Raw genomic sequence first — 23,894 nt, 5'->3', positions numbered from 1 at the left:
CACCCTACTTGGCGTTGAAGTACTTGGCCTCCGGGTGGTGCACGACGATGGCATCCGTCGACTGCTCCGGGTGCAGCTGCAACTCCTCGCTCAACTCGACGCCGATCCGCTCCGGCTCCAGCAGCTTCGTCAGCTTGATCCGGTCCTCCATCTCGGGGCAGGCCGGATAGCCGAAGGAGTAGCGCGAGCCACGGTAGGCCTGGTCGCGAATCGCCGCCTCGACCGAGCCATCGCCTTGCAGGCCCAGCTCGTCGCGCACCCGGGAATGCCAGAACTCGGCCAAGGCCTCGGTGAGCTGCACGGACAGCCCATGCAGCTCCAGGTAGTCGCGGTAGGCGTTGGCCTCGAACAACTTGGCCGTTCCCTTGGCCACCTCCGACCCCATGGTGACCAGCTGCATCGGCAGCACGTCCGGACCCAGCTCGCGTGCCTCCTCCTCGTCGCGGAAGAAGTCGGCCAGGCAGAGCCGGCGGTCCCGACGCTGGCGCGGGAAGGTGAAGCGAGTCACCTCGCGCTCCTGGTCGGCAGGATCGAAGACGATCAGGTCGTTGCCCGAGGAGTGCACCGGGAAGTAGCCGTAGACGACGGCGAAGTTGGCCAGCTTGTCGGTCTTGATCCGGTCGGCCCACATGCGCAGCCGGGGCAGACCTTCGGTCTCCACCAGCTCCTCGTACGACGGGCCGCCGCGCAGCGACTTCAGCCCCCACTGCCCCATGAAGGTGGCGCGATGGTCCAGCCACTGGAGCACGTCGGCGAACGGGATGCCCTTGACCACACGGGTGCCCCAGAACGGGGGCGTCGGCACGTCGATGCGACGGGCCACATCGGAGCGCAGGCCCGGCTCGTCGGCCTGGTCGTCGGCCACCTCCACCTTGGCGTAGCGGCGACGCTTGGGCTGCGGCAGCGCGGCGCCCTCGACGCCGTTCTTCACGGCCATCACGGCATCCATCAGGGCCAGACCCTCGAACGCGTCCTTGGCGTAGCGCACCTCGCCGTCGAAAATGTCATTGAGATCGTGCTCGACGAAGGCCCTTGTCAGCGCGGCACCGCCGAGCAGCACCGGGTACTTCTCCCCCAGCCCCAGCCGGTTGAGCTCGAGCAGGTTGTCCTTCATCACGAGCGTCGACTTCACCAGCAGGCCGGACATGCCGATCACGTCGGCATTGTGCTTCTCGGCGGCCTCGATGATCGCCTGCACCGGCTGCTTGATGCCGATGTTGATCACCGTGTAGCCGTTGTTGCTGACGATGATGTCGACCAGGTTCTTGCCGATGTCGTGCACGTCGCCGCGCACCGTCGCCAGCACCAGGGTTCCCTTGCCGGACCCGTCCGACTTCTCCATGTGCGGCTCCAGATAGGCCACCGCGGTCTTCATCACCTCGGCCGACTGCAGCACGAACGGCAGCTGCATCTTGCCCGAGCCGAACAGCTCACCGACCACCTTCATGCCGGCCAGCAGATCCTCGTTGATGATCTCCAGCGCGGGCTTGCCGCCGAGCGCCTCGTCCAGATCCTCGCTGAGGCCCTTGCCTTCGCCGTCGATGATCCGGCGCTGCAGGCGCTCGGCCAACGGCAGGGCTGCCAGCTCGGCAGCGCGACTCTGACGCGCCGACGCGGCGGTGACGCCCTCGAACATCTCGAGGAAACGGCTGAGCGGGTCGTAGCCCTCGGCGCGTCGGTCGTAGACCATATCCAGCGCCACCTGACGCTGATCCTCCGGGATGCGATCCATCGGCAGGATCTTGGCCGAATGCACGATCGCCGAGTCCAGGCCTGCCTGCACGCACTCGTGCAGGAACACGGAGTTCAGCACGATGCGAGCCGCGGGATTGAGGCCGAAGGAAATGTTCGACAGGCCCAGCGTGGTGCGCACGCCCGGGTAGCGCCGCTTCAGCTCGCGGATCGCGTTGATGGTCTCCAGGCCGTCCTTGCGCGTCTCCTCCTGGCCGGTCGCGATCGGGAACGTCAGGGCATCGACCAGGATGTCGCCCACCCTCATGCCCCAGTTGTCGACCAGGTCGTCGATGAGCCGCGACGCGACGCGCACCTTCCACTCGGCGGTACGGGCCTGGCCCTCCTCGTCGATGGTCAGCGCCACGACCGCGGCGCCATGCTCGCGCACCATCGGCATGATCCGGCCGAAGCGGCTCTCGGGACCGTCACCGTCCTCGTAGTTGACCGAGTTGATGATGCAGCGCCCGGCGAGACGCTCGAGGCCGGCCTCGAGGACGTGCGGCTCGGTGGAATCGAGCACGACGGGCAGCGTCACAGCGGTGGACAGCCGGAACGCCAGCTCCGACATGTCGGCCGCGCCGTCGCGGCCCACGTAGTCGACGCAGAGATCCAGCACGTGCGCGCCGTCGCGGGCCTGGGACTTGGCGATCTCGACGCACTCGTCCCAGTTGCCGGCAAGCATGGCCTCGCGGAACACCTTGGAGCCGTTGGCGTTGGTGCGCTCGCCGATGTTGAGGTACGACGCGTCCTGCGCGAAGGGCACCTCGATGTAGAGCGACGAGGAGGCCTCCTCGATCTGCGGGGTGCGCGTCGCAACTGGACGGCCCGAGTAGCCCTCAGCGAGCAGCCGGATGTGCTCGGGCGTCGTGCCGCAGCAGCCGCCGATCAGCGCAAGTCCGAACTCGTCCAGATACAGGCCCAGAGCTTCGGCCAGCCCCTCGGGCCCCAGCGGGTAGCGCGCTCCGTCGGCCGTGAGCTCGGGCAGGCCGGCGTTGGGCATGGCACCCACCTGGATGCCGGCACGCCGCGAGAGATGACGCAGGTGCTCGCTCATCTCGGCCGGACCGGTGGCGCAGTTGAGACCGATGCAATCGATGCCCAGCGCTTCCAGGGCGACGAGCGCCGCGCCGATCTCAGACCCCAACAGCATGGTGCCGGTGGTCTCCACCGTCACGTTGACCAGGATCGGCAGCTCGACGCCCGCCTCCTCGCGGGCCCGCTTGGCGGCGATCACGGCGGCCTTGGCCTGCAGCAGATCCTGACAGGTCTCGATCAGCACGGCGTCGATGCCGCCGCTGATCATGGCGCTCATCTGGAGCTGGTAGGCGTCGCGAATCTCGGCGAAGGTGACGTGGCCTAGCGTCGGCAGCTTGGTGCCAGGACCGACGGACCCCAGCACGAAACGCGGCTTGTCCTCCGTGGAGAACTCGTCGGCGGCCTCCCGTGCGATCCGCGCCGCCGCCTCGGCCAGTTCCTCCAGCCGATCGACGATGCCGTACTCGTTCAGCGCCGCGAGGTTGGTGCCGAAGCTGTTGGTCTCGATGCAGTCGGCACCCGCCTCCAGGTAGGCACGATGCACCGCACCCACCACGTCGGGGCGGGTGACATTGAGCACCTCGTTGCAGCCCTCGAGATTCTGGAAGTCCTCCTCCAGACTGAGGTCTCCGAAGGATTGCAGCATGGTGCCCATGGCCCCGTCGGCGACGAGCACACGAGATCCGAGCAGTTCCTTGAAAGACTTTGGCACCGGATCACCATAATGCGTCCGGCACTGCGAGCGCCGATTCGTTCACTCCCGGCTGAGTGAACGAACCAGCCTCACTTCGGAGAAAACTGCTCAGGCCTTCTCGGGGTGCAGCTTGGCGTACTCCTCGGTGACCCGGCGCCCCAGCTCCTCTTCGTCGATGAAGCCGAAGCCGATCACCCGAGCACCATTGCGGACCGCCTCAAGACCGGCCTCGATGGTGCGCAGCTGGAACTCCATCTTGTACCCGTACTTGGTGGACGCCGTCACGGCACCGGCGCCGCCCGAGCCGCAGAAGCTGATGCCGAGATCCGCGTCGTTCTCCTGCATCACGTCGCCGAGCTTCATGTCCGCGCCGAGGCCCGGGATCACGATCGCCTCGCCCCCGGCCTGCTTCACCCCCTCGGCCGCCGCCTGACCCTTGCCAAGACGATGGCCGATGACAACTTTGATAGCCACTTGTTCACTCCTTCTCGGAGCCGTGCCGTGTCCTGGGCATCCATTGCTCCGTTGCTTGGCCACACCCTACTGGATGCCCCTCGCAGGCATGCCAGAAGGCCCCGAAACTCCTGTGGGAGCTCCGGGGCCTCGTTGGCCTGACTCAGGAGAGCAGCGCCGCGGACTTCTCGTTGAGCAGCGTCACCAGCTCGGGGATGGTGTTGCCCGACGCCTTGTCGACGATCGACGTGTAGATGTGCGGCACCACGTGCGTGGCACCGGCCTCAAGGCAGGTGCTGACGACGACATCGTAGTTCTCGACGTCGATGCCGCCCGTGGGCTCGAAGATCGGCACGCCGGCCGCGACAGCCGCCTTCACCATCGCGGTCAGGTGATCGAGCTGCGTGGTGCCACCGATCGGGTAGAACTTCACGCTGGCGATGCCCACCTCGGCCACCAGGGCCGCGGCCTGCTCGGCCGAGACCTCGCCGTCAAAGCCGACGCTGTTCGGTCCCGTGCCCACCCGGACCAGACCCGGCTTGGAGCCCGGGGTGATCAGCGCGTTCACCCAGGTGTCAGTGGCGCCGGCCACCTCCAGCGCGCCGACGGTGAGGCCGGCGGCGGGATACACCTGATTGACGTGGGCGGGCAGCGTCGCGACGGAGACGTCGACCACGCGCCGCCACATCGCCGGATCGCCGGCACCGAGGCCGACGGAGACCCGCACGCCCGCGGCGGTATAGGCCTTGACCTGGGCCACGGCCTCATCGACGGTGTCGAAGTTCTTGGTGAGCACGCCGACGTAGACGTTGCCCTCCGCCGCCTGGGTGACGGCCACCGCGTTGTCGAGGTCCTTGGCCAGGACGTTGAGTTCGATCTTGGACATCAGTTCTCCTTCTTCGCGAGCGCCACGATGGCGGCCGCGATCTCAGTTTCTTGACCGTCGCGCAACGGCCGGGGATCCACCTGGAACGACCCGGTGTTCGCGTAATAGTCGCGGGTGAAGATCGCCGGGGTGCCCTGCTTGAGGCGCGTGGTGAGTTCGATGGCGTCCATGCCGAAGGCCTCCGGGTCGACGACGATCTGGGCGCGGTAGATCGCACGCCCCGCCTCGTCGGCCAGGATGGAGCCCTTCAAGCCGGGCACCGTGTTCACCTCGTCGCAGAGCCACTGCATGCGGTCGCGCTGCTGGCCGGACACGTCCGGACGATTCGGGTACTCGATGAGGGCGGCGCAGAGGGCCATGACAGCCTCCTTGCCCACCTTCATCGGACGCCCGACGCCCGCATACTGCGCGCGCGCCGCAGCCACCAGGTCGGCCCGGCCGCAGAGGAAGCCGGACGTCGGCCCGTTCAGCGACTTGCCTCCCGAGCAGAACACCAGGTCGCCGCCCTTGCGGTAGTACTGGCCGAAGTCCTCTTCGGCCGCAGCGTCGACCAGCAGGGGCAGGTTGTGCGCCTTGGCGATCTCGGACATCTCCTCCACCGACACCATGCCCTTCTGGACCGCATGGTGCGACTTCACGTACAACAGCGCCGCGGTGTTCGGACCGATGGCGCCGCTGATGTGCTCGGGTTCGACGTGGTTGGCCTGCCCCACCTCCACCGGCACGCCGCCGGCGATGCGGATCAGCTGGGTGATCGAGGAGCCGAAGTTCACCACCTGGCCCTTCTGGATGATCACCTCGTTGGGCACACCCACCACGTTCGGGACCGCTTCGATCCGGGTGAGATCCTCACCCGCGATCACGCCGGCCACGCCGATCACGATCGCGCCGGCGGCGCCCGTGGCCGGGCAACCGTCGGGCGTGCCCGTGGCCTCCGCGATCACGCGGCCGGCGCGCACCAGCAGCTCCTTGATCTCGACGTAGTCCTGCGAGGCCTCGGCCAACGCCGCAGCCACGGTGGGACTGACGGCGCTGGCTCCGAGGGCGGTCATCTTGCCGCTCGCGTTGATGATCGGACGGCAGCCGATCTGTTCGAAGACGCTCATTCCGGAATGGCCAATGGGAAAATCATGCCCATCAGCATGGCGCCGAGGATGGCGCCGCCCGGAATGGGCTTCTTGAAGTAGTACGCGATGGCCGCGCCGATCGTCGCGCCGAGGCCGACGGGTGCGGAGGCCATGCACGCGGCGATCACGATCAGCGGGCCGAGGTACTGGCCCGCCGCGTTGCCGGCGCCCATCATGATCTCGGTGCCGTAGGTCGTCTCCGACGCATTCACCGTGAACTTGCGGATCACGATGATGATCAGGCCGATCACCAGACCGATCGCGCCACCGACCAGCAGCGACAGCGGGAAGCTCTCCAGCGGCGCCGTGAAGCCTGCGGTGAGCAGCAGGGCCGGGATGCCGATGCCGACGCCGGTCTGCAGCGAGCCGCCGATGTCGAGGATGCCGACGAGCGGCCCCTCCAGCACACGGGCGAACAGGAAGCTGGCACCGAAGGCGGCCGCCGCTCCCAGCTGGGCGGGATCGGCCATGCCGGCGGCCAGCAGGGCGACGATCGGAATGTCGTTGAACGCTCCCACCTTGTACACGTAGTACAGGTGCGTGCCCGCGAAGATGCCGGCGGAAAGGGTGGCGACGAAGATCGGGAACGACCATTCGGCGTACCAGAAGTTCTTGCGGAGTTGCTCGGCCCGTGCGGCCTCAGCAGCGATGTCAGACATTTACTTCACCTCATATCCGAAGAGCGCGTGAACGTTGATCAGCCAATCGGGCACGGTGGCGCCGATCTGGTTGAGCACGGTGATGTCGAAGCCACGGAAGAAGCCGCTGAACAGGAACAGCAGCACGATGGCGGAGCACATGATCTTGCTGACCTTGTTCCAGCCGTTCGCTTCGAGGCTCTGGCCCTGCAGGATGCCCAGCACGATGCCGGGAACGGCGTTGCCGAGGATCATGTGCGAGAGGCCACCGAGGATCGTGCCCCACATGCCGGTCTTCTTTCCGGCGTCAAGGGCGGCGATCCAGAACAGGATCGGCATCACCGGGTTGAGCAGCCAGCCGGCCGCCTGTCCGAGCACCTGGGTGGCCACGCTCTGCAGGGCGGTCGGGACGCCGGCCGCGGTGGTGTTCAGCACGGTCACCAGGATCGCGCCGACGATGGCACCGGCGATGGCCATCTTCTTTGGGTTGTACAGGGTGTCTTCCACCGACTTGTTGCGCAGCAGCAGAGAGCCGGCCGCCCAGTTGGGGATGATGCGGTGATCGACGTCCTGGGTCAGCGCGCCGGCGCCCACGACGGAGGCCCACGCGTTGAACAGGAAGCCGAGGCCGAACGAGAAGTGCGCGACGGGGTCGCCCTTACATGCGTTCAGCTCGCCGAAGGTACGGAAGGCGCCCATGCCCTGCACCGTCGGTGCATGGAACATACGGGCGGCGCCCGCACTGGCGCCGAATCCCGCCAAGCCCCCGATGATCAGGGACTCGGCGAGAATGACTGCGGTACTCATCTCAGAGGTCCGCCTTTCTCTACTTCATTTGAAGGACTCGTTGCGTCCACCGAGGGTTTTCTTTGACCTCGGTGACGTTGATGGTGGTGAGATCCACGAAGGACACGCGCACGGTGAACCGGATGGTCATCATGTGGTTCTCCCGCTCACGCTGGAAGAACAGCCCGAAGAACTTCTCGGTCCACACGTGCCGTACCGCTTTCAGCACCTTCACTTCGACGGGGTCGGCCTTCATCAGCGCCTCGGGCTTGCCCTTCAGCAGCTGCTTGCGCATGGAGTTGAGCGCGTCTTGGAAGGCGCGCTGCATAGTCTCCCCCGTGCCGGTGACGGTGACCTTGCGGTCTTCGGTTTGCATCATCCGGCCTCGGGATGGGTCTTGGCGTACTGCTCAGTGAGGCGGCGACCCAGCTCCTCCTGGTCGAGGAAGCCGAAGCCGACGACGCGGGCGCCGTTCTTGATGGCGGTGACGCCGGCGTCGATGGTGCGCAGCGAGAACTCCATCGGGTAGCCGTACTTGGTGTTCGCCGTCACCGCGCCGGCGCCGCCGGAGCCGCAGAAGCTGATGCCGAAGTCGGCGTTGTGCTCGTTCATCACGTCGCCGAGCTTCATGTCCGCGCCGAGGCCCGGGATCAGGATCGGCTCGCCGCCGGCCTCCTTCACGCCCTCTGCCACGCGCTGGCCCTTGCCGAGCCGATGACCGATAACGACCTTGATAGCCATTGTGTTCTCCTTGGTTTCTTAGAGCTGCGCCGAGTCGAGATGCACGGCGACGAGGAACTTTTCCTCTGGTTGGATTTCGGGGGTCTTCTGGATCAGGGCGAGGATCTCGCCGGCCATCTCGGTGGCCTCCGCAGAGACCTGATCGAGCAGCGACGCATCGATCTCGGCGACGAGTTCACCGGTGGCAAAGCGCTTCACGGCGGCGGCCAGGTGGGTGCCGAGCGCGAGGCGCTGCAGGTCGTTCATCTTCCAGCCGCGCTTCTCCAGGCCCGGATCGATCTGATCGAGCGCGCGCACCAGTTCGTTCAGGTCGGGCAGCGGCTCGGGCAGCTTCTCCTGGATCTGCTCGGCGAGCGCCTTCGAGTCATACGACATAGAGTTCTCCATCCTTGATGACGTGGGTGGGTTCGAGGGCCTGCTGGCCGTTGAGAGGGTTGGTGTCGGCGTCGCGGTAGGAGAACTCGCCCTCCACCAGGCGCAGCACCGTGAGATCGGCCGGTGCCCCGACGCTGAGGTCGGCCAGTTCTGGTCGACGGATCGCGCGGGCCGGCGCCGTCGTGCTCCAGGCGAGCACCTGGTCGAGGCTGAACCCCAATGCGAGCGCCTTGCTCATGGTGACGGCCATCGAGAACACCGGACCGTCGACGTTGCCCTCGTGGATATCGGTGCTGATCGTGTGCGGGATCAGGCCGAGTTCCTTGGCGCGGGCGATCACCGAGAAGTTCAGGCTGGCCTCGCCGTGGCCGATGTCGAACAGCACGCCGCGCTCATGGGCGCGGATCGCGGCCGGGCGGGCGTCGCCGTTCTCGTCGATGATGCCGCCGGGCTTGCCGTGGAAGGCGTGCGAGCAGATGTCGCCGGGGCGCAGCATGTCCAGGCAGTCCGACATCTCGGGCGGACGATTGCCCGTGTGGATCAGTACCGGAAGGTCGGCGCGTTCGCCGAGCTCGATGGCCAGCTCCAGCGGCTTGATGCCGTTGTCGCCCACGACGGAGCCCGACATGCGCACCTTGATGCCGACGATCAGGTCGCGATTGGCCTCGATCACCTCGAGCGAACGACCGAGATCGACGTTGGCCAGGTCGACCAGCTCGTGACGCCCATCCACCAAGCCGATGCTGGAGACGTTGAGCCACGACAGCACCCGGGTCTTCTGGGTCTCGACCGCCTCGGCGCGGAACCGGTCGAAGTCGCGGGCGCCAGCGCTGCCGGCGTCGACGACGGTGGTGACGCCCTGCGTGATGCCGACCCGGTCGGCGGGCAGGCCCAAGGTCTTGGCCGGGATGAAGACGTGGGTGTGGATGTCGATCAGTCCGCTCGTGAGGAGCGCGCCGTCGAGATCCACCACCTGGGCATCCGCCGCCGCTTCGGCGGCGATCTTTCCATCGGTGACATAGACGTCACCAGGACCGGAGCCCACTAGCGTGGCGCCCCGCAAGATCAGATTCATGACTCCTCCTGATAGGTGAAATAGGCGACGATGGCTTGGAGTTCTGATTGCGTGATCACCAGGCCGCGCGCCTCGAAAACGGCCCGCACCCGGTCGAGCAGGCCGGAAGGGAAGGGCGGGTCGCCCGCGACCGTCTGGTACTGGCGATCCGCCTGGATGCGCTCAGCGAGCAGCAGGCAGTGCACCAGCAGGCCTTCGGCGGCGTCGCCGAGCAGCGGCAGCTGGGCCGCCTCGATCACCTCACGATTGAGCGACAGGCCGGTGGTGATCAGGCTGGGATAGGAGGATCCGAGGTCGATCTTGCTGCGCGGCGCAGACTGCACCTGAGCCGAGCGGATCTGGAACACCTGGGAGAGCTTCTCCTCGATCGCGTCGAAGTCGCGGGCGGTGGGCACCGAGCGGATCACGGCGGTGGGCTTGCCGACCGTCACCGGGAACGTGCTGATCACCAGGTCGACGTCGGCCACGCCGCCCTGCTGCACCTCGAACATCGACGTGGTGCGCACGATCTCGATGGGTGGGAAGCGGCTCTGCACCAGCAGGCCGATCAGCGTCGCCACGCCGCGCCCCGTCGCGCAGACGATCAGGGTGCGCACCCTTGGCCGGTTGAGGTAACGCTCGTACGCGGCTGCGAAGTGCACCGCGAGGAAGCTGAGATCGGCCTTCGACAGATCCAGGTAGTCGCGGCAGGCCTCCTCCACGGCGCGGTAGATGTCGGCGTACTGAGTGAGCACCTCGTGCACGATCACGTTGGGCTCGATGATCGCGTTGCGCAGCTTCGCGAAACGATCCGAGAGGTGGCCGGTGAGCCCGTTCAGCAGGGTCTCGTCGTCGGCGAGCTCGGCCTGCAGCAGGGCGTCGACCCGGTCGATCAGCCCCCGCGCGGCGATGCTCACGGAGTCGTTGCGCGACTGGCCGTCGTGCAGCTCCGACGCCGCAGCCACCAGCGCGGCCTCCTGGAAGACGAACTCGACGTCGTCCTGGTCGAGTCCCACGCCGGTCTTGCGGGTGAACTCGTGGACGCTCTCGACGATGATCCGACGCAGTTCGTCGTTCTGCTCGACGATGGGCTGGATGCCGGGATGCGGCACCACCTGCACCAACACCAAGCGCAGCAGCATGCCGCCGATCGCGATGTCTCCGGGAGCCGCGAACCGCTGGGTGAGCCGCTCGGTCACTTTGCCGATGCACGCCGCCGACGCGACGGGGTTGGCCACCCGCTCGAACAGCAGCCGGATGCCCGGGGAGACCTCGTCGAGATTCACCTTCGTGGGATCGGACACCAGGGTGGTGAGCCAGGCGAGATCGTCGTAGCCCAGGTTGGCGCGCAGTACCTGATCGAGGGCGAGCAGGCGCTTGGCGCGGCCCCCGACGGCGGTGAGACCCAGGCGGCTGCGCTCGAAGGAGATGTCGAAGGTCTCCAGCTCGGCTTCCAGATCGGCCAGGTCGTGCAGCACCGTGTTGCGCGCCACGCCGAGTTCCTCCGCCACGCCGGTGATCGACAACGGCTGCGTCGCTGTCAGCAGCATGCAGCAGAGGATCACGCGACGCCCGCGCTGATCGGCCTCCATGGTGGTGGGGCGCACCTCGGCCAGCAGCGCCGCGCGCTCCTCCTCGGTGCAGTTCACCCAGATGCCACGGGTTCCGGCGGAGCTCAAGGTGAAGCCGCGGTTCTCGAGCCAGGTGCGCGCGCGATTGACGTCGGTCTTGACGGTGCGTTCGCTCACGCCGGTGCGCGCGGCGATCTCCGCCAGCCTGACTGGCGTGGTGGCACGCAGCACATCACCCAGCACCTGCGCTGCCCGAGCACTCAATGACACGACCGAACTCACCTCCTTGCGAGCTGGCAGCAGCCTAGGAAACTTCCGGCGACTTGGGCAGATGCAAACCACTTCCCTTTCTGGGGGCGAGGCACTGACGATCTGTAGTAGAGGGGCGCCTCCTCGTGCGGATCGACATCCCCGCGCTACGAGCAAGTAGGGTGGAGGAATGCTGTTCGATCCTGAGGACCTGAGCGACCCGGCCGTCTTGATCGCTCTCGGCGGGTGGGCGGATGCCGCCAACGCGTCGTGCGACGCGCTGCGTCAGCTCGTCTCGGTCTACGAGGCTCAGGAGATCGGCGCCATCGACGACGAACGCTACTGGGACTACCAGCAGACCCGTCCCCAGATCCGCGAGTCCGCCGATGGGCCGTGGATCGAATGGCCGAGCGTTCGGCTGCACGTCGTGCATCATCCCGAGCGCGATCTGGTGGTGATGGTGGGGCCGGAGCCCAGCCTGCTGTGGCGCAGCTTCGCTCGCGAGGTGGTCGAACGGATCCGCACGTTCTCGCCGTCCATGGTGGTGATCCTCGGCGCGATGCTCTCGGACACCCCGCATTCCCGCGCGCTGCCCGTCGGGATGTACTCGAACAACCCTGGCTTGCGCGAAAACACGGTCGGCGTCGAGAACCTCGACTACACCGGGCCGACGGGTGTGCTGGGCGTGGTCGCGCACCTGCTGGACCAGGTGCCCATCCCCACCGCCCAGGTATGGGTGTCGGTGCCGCACTACGTCTCGTCCCCGCCCAACCCCAAGGCGCAGCTGGCGCTCACCTCCGGCATCGAGGAACTGCTCGGGCTCACCCTCGACCGAGGCGACCTGGAGAAGGACTCCGAGCGCTGGGTGGCGGCCGTCGACGAGCTGGCCTCGGCCGATCCGGACGTGGCGGAGTACATCCAGCAACTCGTCGAGGTGCGCGAACAGGAAGAGGTCGAAGAGGCCACCGGCGACAAGATCGCCGCCGAGTTCGAGCGCTACCTCCGCCGTCGCCGCGACGGCCGTGGGGGAAACCACGCTCTTTGAGGTGCGAGGCCGTTCGCGGCCGAGCCTCGACAATCAGGACGAGCGCGAAGCACCACTGACGCTCTTTGAGGTGCGAGGCCGTTCGCGGCCGAGCCTCGAAAAGGGCGTGACAACGCCTGAGGACTCGCGGTCAGTGGCTGCAGGCTTTGATGGCCAGGTCGCGGAGGTCGTTGACCATGGCACCGGGATCAGGGGCGCTGTAGACGGCCGACCCGGCCACGAACACATCAGCGCCCGCCTCGGCGCAGCGACCGATGGTCTCGACGGAGACTCCCCCGTCCACCTGCACCAGGATCTGCTTGCCGGTGCCCTCGATCAACGCCCGGGTGCGGCGGATCTTGGGCAGCACCAGGTCGAGGAACTTCTGACCGCCGAAACCCGGCTCCACCGTCATCAGCAGCACCATGTCCAGCTCCTCGAGCATGTCCGCGTACGGCTCGATGGGGGTCGCCGGCTTCAACGCCATCGACGCTTTGGCTCCGAGCCGACGCAGTTCACGAGCCAGCCGGATGGGTGCGCCGGCGGCCTCGACGTGAAAGGTCACCGATTCGGCCCCGGCCTCGACATAGGCGGGCGCCCAGCGGTCCGGATTCTCGATCATCAGGTGGATGTCCAACGGCTGGGCGGTCACCTTGCGGATCGACTCCACCACCGGCAGCCCCAGCGTCAGGTTGGGCACGAAGTGGTTGTCCATCACGTCGACGTGGATCATGTCGGCGCTCGGGATGCGGCCGATCTCGCCCTTCAGATCGGCGAAGTCGGCGTTGAGAATGCTCGGCGTGATCTGCATGGCTGACAGCCTAGATGATTGATGCGGGGCGTGGTTTGGGGGTTAGTGGTCGTAGGCGGTCAGGGAGCGTAGGACTGGTGCGCCGATGCGGTCGTTGTGCCAGATCGCGGTGGTCAGGGCGAGGATCCGGGTTGCGATGCGGGTCAGTACTCCGGCGGCGGTGCGCGCGTTGTGGCGTTCGAGATCGAGCTGGTCTTTGAAGGTGTCGAAGATTGACTCGATGACCTGGCGCAGTGGTTTGAAGAACTCACCACCAGGACGGGGCTTTTCACCGGATCGGGTCGGTCGTAGAACAGTGATGCCGCCCTGGTTGAGGCGTTGCTCGAACTGGCGGCCGAAGTAGTTCTTGTCGCCCATCGTGGTCTGCCCGTCAGTGGCCACCGCAGTGGTGAGTTCTGGTGGGAGCAGCCCGAGCATGTCTTCGAAGACGTCACGTTCATCGGCTTTGGCTCCCGACAGCGCCCACGCGATCGGCAGACCGTGACGGGTAGCGACCAGATGCAACCGGAGTCCCCAGAAGAACCGGCTGTGGGAAGCGCAGTAGCCGTACTCGGCCCATCCGGCCAGATCGGAGCGTTTCACGGTCTCTTTGGAGCGGCCGCACTCGATCGGGGTGGAGTCCACGATCCACAGATCATCGGTGAACACCGAGGTCGCTGCAGCCAGTTGTGTGGTCAGCCAGGCCATCGTGCCTGCCAGCGCACGCAATCGCCTGTTGTAGGAGGACTGGCCCGGCAGGTCCGGGAACATGTCGATCAAGTGCCGGTGGGCGTAGCGCAGGAAGCGTCGTTCCTTCGGGATCTGCAGCAGGGCTTGGATCACCGCGAGAGTGACCAGCTCGGCATCGGTGATCCGGGGATGGAAGCCGGTTACTGGTCGTGGGGGTAGCTGTTCGGGATGAGCTTTCAGTAGATCGTCGCAGGTGACGTAGAGTGCGGTGGCCAGGGTGTCCAGGTCAGCGTCCATCACGGGGTCCTTCAGGGCTCAGGGATTGGGTAAGCAACGCTGAGTCTGGACGCCCTGGCCTACGTCATCACCGAGCCACGCCGAACACACGATCCCCCTGCATCAATCATCTAGTGGCCGACGTCAGCGGCGCGCGGACGAGAGACTGATACCGAATCCGACTCCCGCACCTCAGCCAGGCGAATGCCCTGCGGATTGCGCACCGCGTCGAGCACCGGACCAACCGGGTAGAGACTCGCATCGAGGTGGCCCATGATCTGCTCCAACCCGGCGGCGACTCCCGCCTCCGGCCGCAGACGCCCGTCGCGCACGAATCCGGCCGGCGGCTTCAGGGCGAGCAGCAGCATGGCGTAGACCGGATCCTCGTCGTCGGAGATCGGCGGCTGGAAGTACGGCACGTCCAGGATCAGTCCACCGAGTCGGCCGTAGAAACGCAGCCGCGCCGTCGGATCGCCGTGTTGCTCGCTGGCCTCGTGATGGCCGGGATGCTCCACCTCTGCCAGCACGACGGAGACGCTCTCATCGGCAGCCACGTCGTCGAGGATCTGGGCCAGCAGGCTCGACCCGACGCCCTTGCCACGAAGGTCGGCACGCGTCGCGAAATAGGTGAGCAGCACCGCTGGCGTGCCGGGGAACCGCTGCAACATGGCAAGCGCGGTGGGGTCGTCGGCGTCGCCGCTCACTCGCACGGACGCGCCGCCGGAGGCCACCCCTGCGAGGAACTCTTGCTGGGAGATCAGCTCGCGCGATGGGAAGTTGGGCACCAGCAGCCTCTCATAGGCCGCGGCCAGCCGGCCTGGATCGGTGATGGCAGAGATAGCGATCTCGGTCATGGTCGCCTTCCTCGTGCGGAACGTTCGTCGGTTTCCTCCAAGAGATTCCGCAGGTACCTCTAAGCTACGCGACCGACCGAGAACCTCGGGCCTCCTTGCGCGCCGGTTCTGCCCGCGTCGCGAGATCCGCTATGGGTACAATGCCAGGTGATTCGATCGGTGAGCGGGAGCGGGGACCAACTGTGGCGCAACAGGCACGCGAGCCCCGTCTGTCCGACGTAGCCAAGCGGGCCGGTGTCTCCCCCACGACGGTGTCCCGGGTGCTCAACAACCGCGGCTACCTCAGTCAGCAGACCAAGGATCGCGTCGCATTGGCGATCGAGGAGTTGCAGTACCGACCCAACGAGGTGGCGCGAGCCCTGCTCGGACAGCGCACCCGCATCGTCGGGGTGATCCTTCCCATGGTGTCGCTGCCGTTCTTCGGCGAGGTCGCGGTGGCGATCGAACATGCACTCGCCGAGCGGGGCTATCGCACCCTCCTCTGCAACAGCATGAACCGCAGCGACGCGGAGCGCGACTATCTGCAGCAGCTCGAAGGCAACCGGGTGGACGGGATCATCTCGGGCGCCCACAACGACACGATTCCCGAGTACGCGGCCACCCGGCTCCCCGTCGTCACCATCGACCGAGAACTCGCGGAGCACATTCCCAACGTCCGCGCCGACAACCGGGCCGGCGGTCGGCTGGCGACCGAGCTGTTGCTACGACGTGGCTCCCGAAGGCCGGCCTTGTTCACCTCGACACCGGGCCCGCGCAATCTGCGCGAGGCCGGCTACCGCGACGTGCTCGCCGAGGCAGGTCTGGAGCCGGTGGTCGTCGCGGTCACGTTCGGAACGCCGGAGCCTGAGCGGACCACCCGCATCAGGGCCGCTTTGGACCGCCTTCCCGAGGGCATCGACGGGATCTTCGCGACCGACGATCTCACGGCATGCACGATCGTGGAGTGGGCACGAAGCACCGGACGACGTGTGCCTGAGGATCTCCGTGTCGTCGGCTTCGACGGCACCAACGCCATCCGCACGGCGGCCCCATGGCTGAGCACCATTCGGCAGCCGATCACGCAGATCTCCCGCACGGCCGTCGAGATGCTGCTCGATCGCATCGAGGGACGATCTGGGACGCAGGCTCCGACCACGCGTCCGTCGGTCGAGTTGCCCGTCACCCTCATCGAGGCAAGCAGCGCCTGACCAACAGTCACATCGCGGTTAGTGACCAGACCGTGGTGTTCGGCGGCACGATTCCGGCGTACTTCAGGGCGGGATCACTCGTAAGGATCACCTGTTCCGGGCCAGGGATCTCGCCGGTGCCGAAGTTGGTGATCGACTTCCAGCCGTTCGGCCGACGGAACCCCACGCCGGCCGGTCCGACGTCGAGCCATTCGATCCCCTCCTCGCACTGGATCCGGCGACGAAGCGCCAAGGCGGCACGATAGAGCGCGAGCGTCGACGCAGGATCCTGCTCTTGACGCGACACGGCGTAGTCGGCGAACCATGACGGCTGCGGCAGATGAGCCGACGTGTCGCTGAAGCCGAAGGCCGGGCCGTCCGGCCTCCAGGGCAGCGGCACCCGGCATCCATCGCGTCCCATCTGCGCACCCTGGGTGCGGGCGAAGGTGGGATCCTGCCGCAACTCTCCGGGGATGTCGGCGACCTCGGGCAGGCCCAGTTCCTCGCCCTGGTAGAGATATGCGCTTCCCGGAAGCGCGAGCGCCAGCAGGGTGGCCGCGCGGGCACGGGCAAGACCCAGGGCGCGATCCTCAACGGGAGTGGTTCCTCCCGAGACGAGCCACTCCCGCCCGTTGCTGTGGATGCCCAAGCCGTAGCGGGTGGCGTGGCGCACCACGTCATGGCTGGAGAACACCCACGTCGACGAGGTGCCCGAGCGCGCGGCGAGGTCGAGGTTGTCTTGAATGATGCGGCGATAGGCCGTCGCCTCCCAAGGGGCGCGGAGAAGGTCGAAGTTGAAGGCCTGGCCAAGGCCCTCCGCGGAGGCATAGCGCACCCGCCGATGGGCCGGCACCCAGGCCTCGGCGACGGCCGCGCGCGGTGGATCGTATCGGTTGAACAGCCCCCGCCATTGCGCGTAGATCGCGTGCACCTCGTCGCGATCCCTCAACGGATGCTGCCCCTCCGGGTAGGCACCTGGGCGCTGCAGCTCTTCATGGCTGGACAAGGCGGCCGGCAGCGCCTTGGCGACCTGATGGGCGACGTCGATCCGGAACCCGTCGACGCCGCGATCCGCCCAGAACGCCAAGGTCTTCAAGAAGTCGGCGCGCACGTCGGGATGGGCCCAGTTGAGATCGGGCTGCTCCGGAGCGTGCGTGTGCAGATACCACTGACCATCCCCAACCCGGGTCCAGGCAGGGCCACCGAACACGGAAAGCCAGTCGGCGGGCGGATCTTCACCGTCGACGCCCGATCCGTCCCTGAAGAGATAGCGATCGCGCTCCGCCGATCCTGGTCGGGCCGCGAGCGCCGCGCGGAACCAGGCGTGGCGATCCGAGGTGTGATTGGGCACGATGTCGACGATGAGCTTGAGCTCTGCCGCGTGCAGAGCCGCGATCATCTCGTCGAACTCCGAGAGGGTGCCGATCTGCGGATCCACGGCACGATGATCGTCGACGTCGTAGCCGCCGTCCGCCAGCGCCGAGGGATAGAACGGGCTGAGCCACACGGCGTCGATGCCAAGGCTCTCAGGTAGCCCACCCGCGAGGTGATGCCGACGAGGTCGCCGATCCCGTCGCCATTGGCGTCAGCGAAACTGCGCGGATAGATCTGATAGACCACCGCCTGACGCCACCAGTTCGGGTCGGCGGCCCGGGAGGCGACGGGACGATCAGGCGCTGGGCTCACGGTGTCTGCTTTCGATCAGGGGATGAGAAATCCGGTTGGCGCCGCGCACAAACGCGACGCCAACCGGATCGGCTGTCAGGCGTCCTTCGCCGTCACCTTCAGCAGGGTGGCCTCGAAGGCGGTCTCACCCGTCGCGGCCTGCTCCACCGAAGCGAACTTGCGGTGGTTGGTCACCAGGACCGGAGTGACGGGAGAGTAGCCGGCGGCCTCGATGGCCGAGCGATCGAAGCTGACCAGCGGCGTTCCCGCGGTGATCCTGTCCCCCTTGCCGACGTGGACGGTGAAGCCCTTGCCCTCCATGTTGACCGTGTCGATGCCGATGTGGACGAGCATCTCGATGCCGTTGTCCAGCTTGAGGCCGATCGCATGGCCGGTGGGGAACGTCATCGCGACAACGCCGTCGGCGGGAGCCACGACGCGACCCTCGGTGGGATCGATCCCCACGCCCTTGCCGATGGCTCCGCTGGCGAAGCCCGCGTCCGGCACCTCGCCGAGCGGAAGGATCCTGCCCCGCATGGGCGAGACCACCGTGGTGACCGTTCCGGGCAGCAGCGCCGGGGCAGCCGGCCTGGCGGCGACGGCCGTCGCCGTGCCACCGGCGGACGCGGTGGCGGGGGCGGGGGCGGCCACGATGGGCTCTTGCGCCGGGGCCGGCGGCGGGGTGACCGCCACCGTCTTCGCGCCGGACAGCGACTCTTTGCCGCGCGAAGACGCGTAGGCGAGGGTGACCGCGAAGGTCACGACGATCGTCACCAGGAGGCAGACGAAGAACATCGGAATGTGCTTGGGCACCACGGAGACAAAGCCGACGATGCCCGCGGATCCGAGCGACTGCGACCTCACGTCGAAGAGCGCGATCAGCGCACAGCCGACGGCCGAGCCGATCAGGCCGCAGAAGAAGGGCCAGCGCAAACGCATGTTCACGCCGAAGATGGCGGGCTCGGTGATACCGAAGAAGGCCGACGCCGCCGACGCACCCGACAGGGCCTTCAGCTTCGCGTCGCGCACCTTGATGAAGACGGCGAGGCAGGCGGCGCCTTGAGCGACGTTGGCCATCGCGGCGATCGGAAGCAGGAAGGATCCGCCGGTCTCCGCGATGTTCGCGATCATCGGAAGTTCGATAGCTGGGAAGGACTGGTGCAGGCCGGTGATCACGATCGGCGAATACACGAGACCAAGGATGAGACCGCCGAAGACACCGCCCGTGGTGTAGAGCCACAGCAATCCGTCCGAGATGCCGGCGGCGACGACGCGCATGATCGGTCCGACCACGACGAAGGCGATGAAGCCGGTGATCAGCATGGTGAACAGCGGCGTGAGCAGGAAGTCTGCGGTGCCGGACAGCCACTTGTGGAATCGCTTCTCGACCACCGACAGGATCCAGGCGATGGCCAGCACCGGAATGACCTGACCCTGATAGCCGACCTGGGCCACCTCGAGGCCGAAGACGTGCCAGAACTGCATCGTGCCGCCCTCGATCGCGGCCACCTGGGCGTAGGCGTTGACCAGATCACTGGAGACCATCGCCGCACCGATCGCGGCGCCAAGGTACTCGTTGCCACCGAATCGTTTCGCTGCCGAGAAGCCGATGAGCACGGGAAGCGACGCGAAGGCTGCGGCGGCGATCAACTGGATCATCGACGCGTAGTCAGCAAGCCACGGCGCCCTCCCAACGATCGACCCCTCGCCGATCAGCCCTTCGGCCGTGAGGACGTTGTTCAGCGACATCATCAGGCCGCCCGCGATCAGAGCGGGCAGCATCGGCACGAAGATGTCGGCGATGGTCTTGATGAACCGAAGGAAGACGTTCTGCTTCTCGGCGGCCACCTGCTTCGCCTGATCCTTGCTGACTTCCTGGACGCCGGAAGCGATCATCTTGTCGTAGACCACGTCGACGTCGCCGGGCCCGACGATGACTTGGAACATTCCGCTGGCCTGGAATGTGCCCTTGATGTCAGGGTCGTTGTCCAGCGTCTCCTGATCGACCTTGCTGCTGTCCGCCAACACCATACGAAGCCGAGTTGCGCAGTGCGCGGCGGCTGTGATGTTTCCTGCTCCTCCGACGGCGGTTAAGACCGTCTGTGCTACCCGGGAATGGTCCATGGGGCAGTTCCTCCTTGAACGTGGGCACGAGTCTGTGCTGGCGCAAGTATGTCAATCGATTGGCATATGTGTCAATCGATTGTCAGAGATCCTGACGGGAGGCGCCCGGAAACGCACTGGGCGTTCTCCGATCGCTACCCGATGACCCTCATCCGGACGCTGACCAGCTCCAGTTCGTCGTCCGAGGCGACGAGCAGGCGTCGCGTCCCCGGGCTGAGATAGGTGCGCATACTGAAGGCGATCCGGCCGTCGTCGATGAAGACCTCCGTGATGGAACGATCATGGATCAGGTCGATGCGCACTCGTTCGGGGAGATCGAGGGCCAGCGTGCGCCGCTCGCCATGGGGATAGCGCGTCGCGCTGCGGTCCACCGTCAACGCACCGGGCGAGAAGGTGAAGAGCACCTGCGACTCGGCGCCCCCTTCCAGGATCAACGTCCACTCCCCTTGTGCAGGACGGATCACGTCGAGGCTCAGCCAATAGGAGTCGACACCTGTCGCCTCATCGATGACGACCTGCGTCGCGCGCACCCGCGTCCCTTCGGCCGCACAGCTTGGCGCCGGTGCGTCTGTGAGGGCCGGGCGCTGATGCAGCGCTCCGTCGCGGAGCATCAGTCGCCGAGGAACCGACATGGCATGCACCCAGCCGTAGTCGCGCAAGGAGGGCTGATCGTCTTCCGACGCATTGCCGAGCCAGGCGAGCAGGACCGGACCTAGACGCTGCCCGTCCGCCGGGTCGCAGAAGGCTTGAGGCGCATAGAACTCGAAGCCTCGATCCAGTTCGATGAACTCGCTGGTCGCATGGAAGACCGTGCCATCCAACCGTCCCACGAGGTAGCCGCAGGCGAAGACGTTGGCGAAGCCGTCACCGTCCGGATCGGCACCCTGCGGGCAGAAGATCAAGACGTCGTGCACCTCGCCGGTGTCCTCGTCGGGCACGCGCAACAGGTTCGGGCACTCCCACATGTAGCCGAACTGCCGGTAGCTCCCTTCCGTGCCGCGAATGGTGAGTTCGCCCGCCAGGGTCCACGCGTCGAGGGTCTCACCACGGTAGACCAAAACGCAGCCGCTCTCGTCCGCGCGCTGAGCGCCGAGCAGCATCAGGTGGCCGTCGCCGTCGGGAATCACCTGCGGATCGCGCAGATGCGCGGTGTACCCGGGCGGCGGCCCAGGGATGAGCGGGTTGGCCGGGTGCTTCACGAAGTCCACCATGTCGGTCGTCGTCACCGCGCATTGATAGCTCTCGCGATGGCCGTCGTCGGTCTTCACGTTGCCCGTGTAGTGAAGCCAGACCGTATCGCCCTGACGCACCGCGCCGCCGGAATAGACGCCCGAGCGGTCGAACCAGTCGCCAGGCGCGATCGCGGGTGGATGGGTCTGCCACGAGACCAGATCCGTCGACGACGCGTGCCCCCAGAAGATCAGCTTCTGATCGGGGAAGAACGGTCCGAACTGATAGAACGCGTGATAGACGCCGTCGACGACGATGAGCCCGTTCGGATCGTTCAGCCGACCGACGGGCGGCGCGAGATGGAACCGGGGGTAATCCGGATCAAGATGCGCCCGTGACCGCTCGATGGCGGTCTGGGCCTCTCGCAGAAGGGCGTCGTTGCTGATCACGAGGACAGGCTAGCGCCTCTGACATACGTTTGACATGAATGCGCGTGAGCCGCGTTCCAGCACCGGACGCCGGCGCGAGGGCTATGCCACCTCTGGTTCTTCTGGCACCCGAAGCAGCGCGAGGTACATCGCATCGGTGCCATGGCGATGCGGCCAGAGCTGCACGTCGTCGCCCAGCGCGCAGTCGGGCACCTCCGGGAGGTAGTCGGCTGCGTGCAGACGGGCCACCTGGGGACGCTCGGCCAGCACCTCGTCGACGACGGCGACCGTCTCGTCGCGATGCGGCGAGCAGGTCACGTAGGCGACCACTCCCCCTGGCTTCGCGGAGTCGAGCGCGGTGCGCAGCAGATCGCGCTGCACCGCTCCCAACTGCGCGACGTCGGCCGGGCTGCGGCGCCACCGCGACTCGGGCCGCCGGCGCAATGCTCCAAGGCCCGAGCAAGGCACGTCGGCGATCACCCGGGAGAAGCTGCCGAGCTGCCACGCGGGCGCGGTGCCGTCGGCCACCACAACCGGGGCGGTGCCATTCGGGTAGGCCGACAGGGCCTGGGCGACGAGCCGTGCACGGTGCTCCTGCGCCTCGCTCGCCAGCAGCCAGGTGCCGGCCTTCTTGGCCAGGCCGGCCAGGAGCGCGGCCTTGCCGCCCGGTCCCGAGCACAGATCCAGCCACGGGCCGTCCGGCGCCTCCGCGCGGGTGAGCGCGAGCGCGACGAGTTGCGACCCCTCGTCCTGCACGCCGGCCCGGCGTTCCTGCACCGCCGGCACGTCGGCCGGCACCACGCCCGTGGCACCGAACGGCGAGTAGGGCGTGGGCTTGGCCCCGACGGGCAGCAGTTCGAAGCGCTCGGCCAGACCCGGCCGCACCACCAAGGTGGGTTCGGGGGCGACGTTGTTGGCCGCCAGGGCGTCGGACAGCTCATCGGTGGGCAGGAGCTGTGCATAGGCGTCGACGATCCACCGCGGATGGTGGTGCGTGATCGCGAGCGCCCCGATCCGATCCTTCTTGGCGGCCAGCTGGGCGGTCCAGCCGTCGAGGTCCTGCTTGGAGATCTTGCGCAGCACGGCGTTGACCAAGCCCGTCACCCGCTGACCGACGGTGGCGCGCGCCAGTTCGACGGTGGCCCCCACCGCGGCATGCGGCGCCATGCCCATGCCCAGCAGCTGGTGACAACCGAGCCGCAACAGATCCACCACCGCCGGCTGCAGCGAGCCGAGCTTCCGCCCGGAGGCGGCCGCGATGATGAGATCGTAGGTGCCCATCAACCGGCAGGTGCCCGAGACCAGCTCGGTGACGAAGCCGGCGTCGCGACGGTCGAGATCGGCGGTGACGAGGCGCTTGGCCAGCGCGAGATTGGCGTAGGCGTCGTTGCCGGTCACCTCGCGCAGCACATCGAAGGCGACCCGGCGGGGGTTGGCGCGCGCCGTCATGACAGCGCCTCGGGCTTCGCGCCGCGCGCCCAGTCGAGCGCGCGCATCCGCTTCTTCCCCGGCGCCTGCACCTCGACGAGTTCCAGAACACCGTCGTCGGTTCCGACCAGCACCGCCCGCTTGGTGACCTGCACCTGGCCTGGCGCCAGCGCTTCGCCGTCGGCGAGGGCAGCGTCGTAGACCTTGAACCGCTGGCCGTCCAGCAGGCACCACGCCCCGGGATCCGGCGAACAGCCTCGCACGTGGTGAAGCAGGTCCACCGCCGGACGCGTCCAGTCCAGCCGCGCATCGTCGACCGTGATCTTGTGCGCATAGGTGACGCCGTCCTCGGGCTGCGGCACCGGGGTCTCCCCCGCCTCGATGGCGTCGACGGTGTCCACCAGTTGCTGCGCGCCCTCCCTGGCGAGCAGGGCGAGCACAGCCCCAGCCGGGGCCTCCGGCATCGGGCGCTCGGCCACGCGGTAGATGTCGCCGGCGTCGAGGGCCTTGACGATCTGGAAGCAGGTGGTGCCGATCACGGCGTCTCCGGCCATGATCGCGCGCTGCACGGGCGCCGCGCCGCGCCAACGCGGCAGCACCGAGAAGTGCAGGTTCACCCAGCCGAAACGCGGGATCTCCAGCGCCGAGGTGGGCAGCAGCGCGCCATAGGCCACCACCGGACAGACGTCGACGTCCTTGGACCGCAGCCACTCCTGGAACTCCGGATCCTTCGGCGAGGCAGGCTTGACGGTCTCGATGCCGAGCTCGGCCGCCCGCTCCGCCACCGGAGACGGGGTGAGCTTGCGTCCGCGCCCCGCCGGAGCGTCCTGGCGCGTGACCACACCCACCACCTCGTGCCGCGACGCCACCAGCGCTTCCAGCGCGGGCACGGCCACCTCCGGGGTGCCGGCGAATACCAGTCGCATGAAATCTTCC

Annotated in this window: 20 protein-coding genes and 1 pseudogene; 2 read left to right on the top strand and 19 right to left on the bottom strand. The window is 67.2% G+C overall.

The window, feature by feature from the left end:
• Positions 1 to 4 precede the first annotated feature (4 nt).
• From metH to P0D62_RS16650, 11 genes are all read right to left on the bottom strand, one after another.
• Positions 5 to 3,481 (bottom strand): methionine synthase, encoded by a 3,477-nt coding sequence (gene metH, locus P0D62_RS16700; RefSeq protein WP_275703683.1) that lies wholly within the window; start codon positions 3,479 to 3,481, stop codon positions 5 to 7.
• Positions 3,482 to 3,571: 90 nt separating this feature from the next.
• The gene (locus tag P0D62_RS16695) at positions 3,572 to 3,937 is read right to left on the bottom strand and encodes an SFCGS family glycine-rich protein (protein WP_275703682.1); all 366 of its coding nucleotides are present in this window, start codon (positions 3,935 to 3,937) and stop codon (positions 3,572 to 3,574) included.
• Positions 3,938 to 4,079: 142 nt separating this feature from the next.
• Entirely contained in the window at positions 4,080 to 4,802 is a 723-nt protein-coding gene (locus P0D62_RS16690; RefSeq protein WP_275703681.1) for a KDGP aldolase, read from the bottom strand.
• Entirely contained in the window at positions 4,802 to 5,908 is a 1,107-nt protein-coding gene (locus tag P0D62_RS16685) for a DgaE family pyridoxal phosphate-dependent ammonia lyase (RefSeq protein WP_275703680.1), read from the bottom strand. The genes P0D62_RS16690 and P0D62_RS16685 overlap by 1 nt, the downstream gene beginning before the upstream one ends.
• On the bottom strand, positions 5,905 to 6,588 hold the full coding sequence (locus P0D62_RS16680) for a DUF4310 family protein (protein ID WP_275703679.1): 684 nt from the start codon (positions 6,586 to 6,588) through the stop codon (positions 5,905 to 5,907). The genes P0D62_RS16685 and P0D62_RS16680 overlap by 4 nt, the downstream gene beginning before the upstream one ends.
• Positions 6,589 to 7,374: a DUF4311 domain-containing protein gene (locus tag P0D62_RS16675; RefSeq protein WP_275703678.1), complete on the bottom strand. Its 786-nt coding sequence runs from the start codon at positions 7,372 to 7,374 to the stop codon at positions 6,589 to 6,591.
• A gap of 19 nt (positions 7,375 to 7,393) precedes the next feature.
• Positions 7,394 to 7,732: a DUF4312 family protein gene (locus P0D62_RS16670; RefSeq protein ID WP_275703677.1), complete on the bottom strand. Its 339-nt coding sequence runs from the start codon at positions 7,730 to 7,732 to the stop codon at positions 7,394 to 7,396.
• Positions 7,729 to 8,094 (bottom strand): SFCGS family glycine-rich protein, encoded by a 366-nt coding sequence (locus tag P0D62_RS16665; protein ID WP_275703676.1) that lies wholly within the window; start codon positions 8,092 to 8,094, stop codon positions 7,729 to 7,731. Before P0D62_RS16665 ends, P0D62_RS16670 begins: the two co-directional genes overlap by 4 nt.
• Before the next feature lie 18 nt (positions 8,095 to 8,112).
• Positions 8,113 to 8,469: a PRD domain-containing protein gene (locus P0D62_RS16660; RefSeq protein ID WP_275703675.1), complete on the bottom strand. Its 357-nt coding sequence runs from the start codon at positions 8,467 to 8,469 to the stop codon at positions 8,113 to 8,115.
• Positions 8,459 to 9,544 (bottom strand): amidohydrolase/deacetylase family metallohydrolase, encoded by a 1,086-nt coding sequence (locus P0D62_RS16655; protein WP_275703674.1) that lies wholly within the window; start codon positions 9,542 to 9,544, stop codon positions 8,459 to 8,461. The genes P0D62_RS16660 and P0D62_RS16655 overlap by 11 nt, the downstream gene beginning before the upstream one ends.
• Positions 9,541 to 11,364, bottom strand: coding sequence for a BglG family transcription antiterminator (locus tag P0D62_RS16650; RefSeq protein ID WP_275703673.1), 1,824 nt, complete (start codon positions 11,362 to 11,364; stop codon positions 9,541 to 9,543). The genes P0D62_RS16655 and P0D62_RS16650 overlap by 4 nt, the downstream gene beginning before the upstream one ends.
• 169 nt (positions 11,365 to 11,533) lie before the next feature.
• On the opposite strand from P0D62_RS16650, the gene P0D62_RS16645 reads away from it, so the two are divergent.
• Positions 11,534 to 12,388 (top strand): proteasome assembly chaperone family protein, encoded by an 855-nt coding sequence (locus P0D62_RS16645; protein ID WP_275703672.1) that lies wholly within the window; start codon positions 11,534 to 11,536, stop codon positions 12,386 to 12,388.
• Positions 12,389 to 12,518: 130 nt separating this feature from the next.
• Here the strand turns inward: P0D62_RS16645 and rpe are convergent, their stop codons facing one another.
• The 3 genes from rpe to P0D62_RS16630 form a co-directional block, all read right to left on the bottom strand.
• Positions 12,519 to 13,178, bottom strand: coding sequence for a ribulose-phosphate 3-epimerase (gene rpe, locus P0D62_RS16640; RefSeq protein ID WP_275703671.1), 660 nt, complete (start codon positions 13,176 to 13,178; stop codon positions 12,519 to 12,521).
• Positions 13,179 to 13,220: 42 nt separating this feature from the next.
• Positions 13,221 to 14,144 (bottom strand): IS982 family transposase, encoded by a 924-nt coding sequence (locus P0D62_RS16635; RefSeq protein ID WP_275703670.1) that lies wholly within the window; start codon positions 14,142 to 14,144, stop codon positions 13,221 to 13,223.
• Positions 14,145 to 14,254: 110 nt separating this feature from the next.
• Positions 14,255 to 14,977 (bottom strand): GNAT family protein, encoded by a 723-nt coding sequence (locus P0D62_RS16630; RefSeq protein WP_275703669.1) that lies wholly within the window; start codon positions 14,975 to 14,977, stop codon positions 14,255 to 14,257.
• A 182-nt stretch (positions 14,978 to 15,159) separates the two neighbouring features.
• Here P0D62_RS16630 and P0D62_RS16625 point away from each other — a divergent pair, with 182 nt between their 5' ends.
• Entirely contained in the window at positions 15,160 to 16,164 is a 1,005-nt protein-coding gene (locus P0D62_RS16625) for a LacI family DNA-binding transcriptional regulator (protein ID WP_275703668.1), read from the top strand.
• Positions 16,165 to 16,171: 7 nt separating this feature from the next.
• On the opposite strand, the pseudogene P0D62_RS16620 reads toward P0D62_RS16625, so the two are convergent.
• From P0D62_RS16620 to fmt, 5 genes and pseudogenes are all read right to left on the bottom strand, one after another.
• Positions 16,172 to 17,763, bottom strand: a pseudogene (locus tag P0D62_RS16620) (glycoside hydrolase family 13 protein).
• A 141-nt stretch (positions 17,764 to 17,904) separates the two neighbouring features.
• Positions 17,905 to 19,932 (bottom strand): sucrose-specific PTS transporter subunit IIBC, encoded by a 2,028-nt coding sequence (locus P0D62_RS16615; protein ID WP_275703667.1) that lies wholly within the window; start codon positions 19,930 to 19,932, stop codon positions 17,905 to 17,907.
• 134 nt (positions 19,933 to 20,066) lie between these two features.
• The gene (locus P0D62_RS16610; protein ID WP_275703666.1) at positions 20,067 to 21,551 is read right to left on the bottom strand and encodes a glycoside hydrolase family 32 protein; all 1,485 of its coding nucleotides are present in this window, start codon (positions 21,549 to 21,551) and stop codon (positions 20,067 to 20,069) included.
• Positions 21,552 to 21,632: 81 nt separating this feature from the next.
• Entirely contained in the window at positions 21,633 to 22,979 is a 1,347-nt protein-coding gene (locus P0D62_RS16605) for an RsmB/NOP family class I SAM-dependent RNA methyltransferase (protein WP_275703665.1), read from the bottom strand.
• On the bottom strand, positions 22,976 to 23,884 hold the full coding sequence (gene fmt / locus P0D62_RS16600) for a methionyl-tRNA formyltransferase (RefSeq protein WP_275703664.1): 909 nt from the start codon (positions 23,882 to 23,884) through the stop codon (positions 22,976 to 22,978). The genes P0D62_RS16605 and fmt overlap by 4 nt, the downstream gene beginning before the upstream one ends.
• Positions 23,885 to 23,894 lie beyond the last annotated feature (10 nt).

Origin of the sequence: Tessaracoccus caeni, assembly GCF_029211185.1 — a bacterium.
Classification (GTDB): Bacteria; Actinomycetota; Actinomycetes; order Propionibacteriales; family Propionibacteriaceae; genus Arachnia; species Arachnia caeni.
The sequence above is the reverse complement of the archived record's forward strand: the minus strand, read 5'-3'. Positions and strand labels throughout refer to the sequence as shown.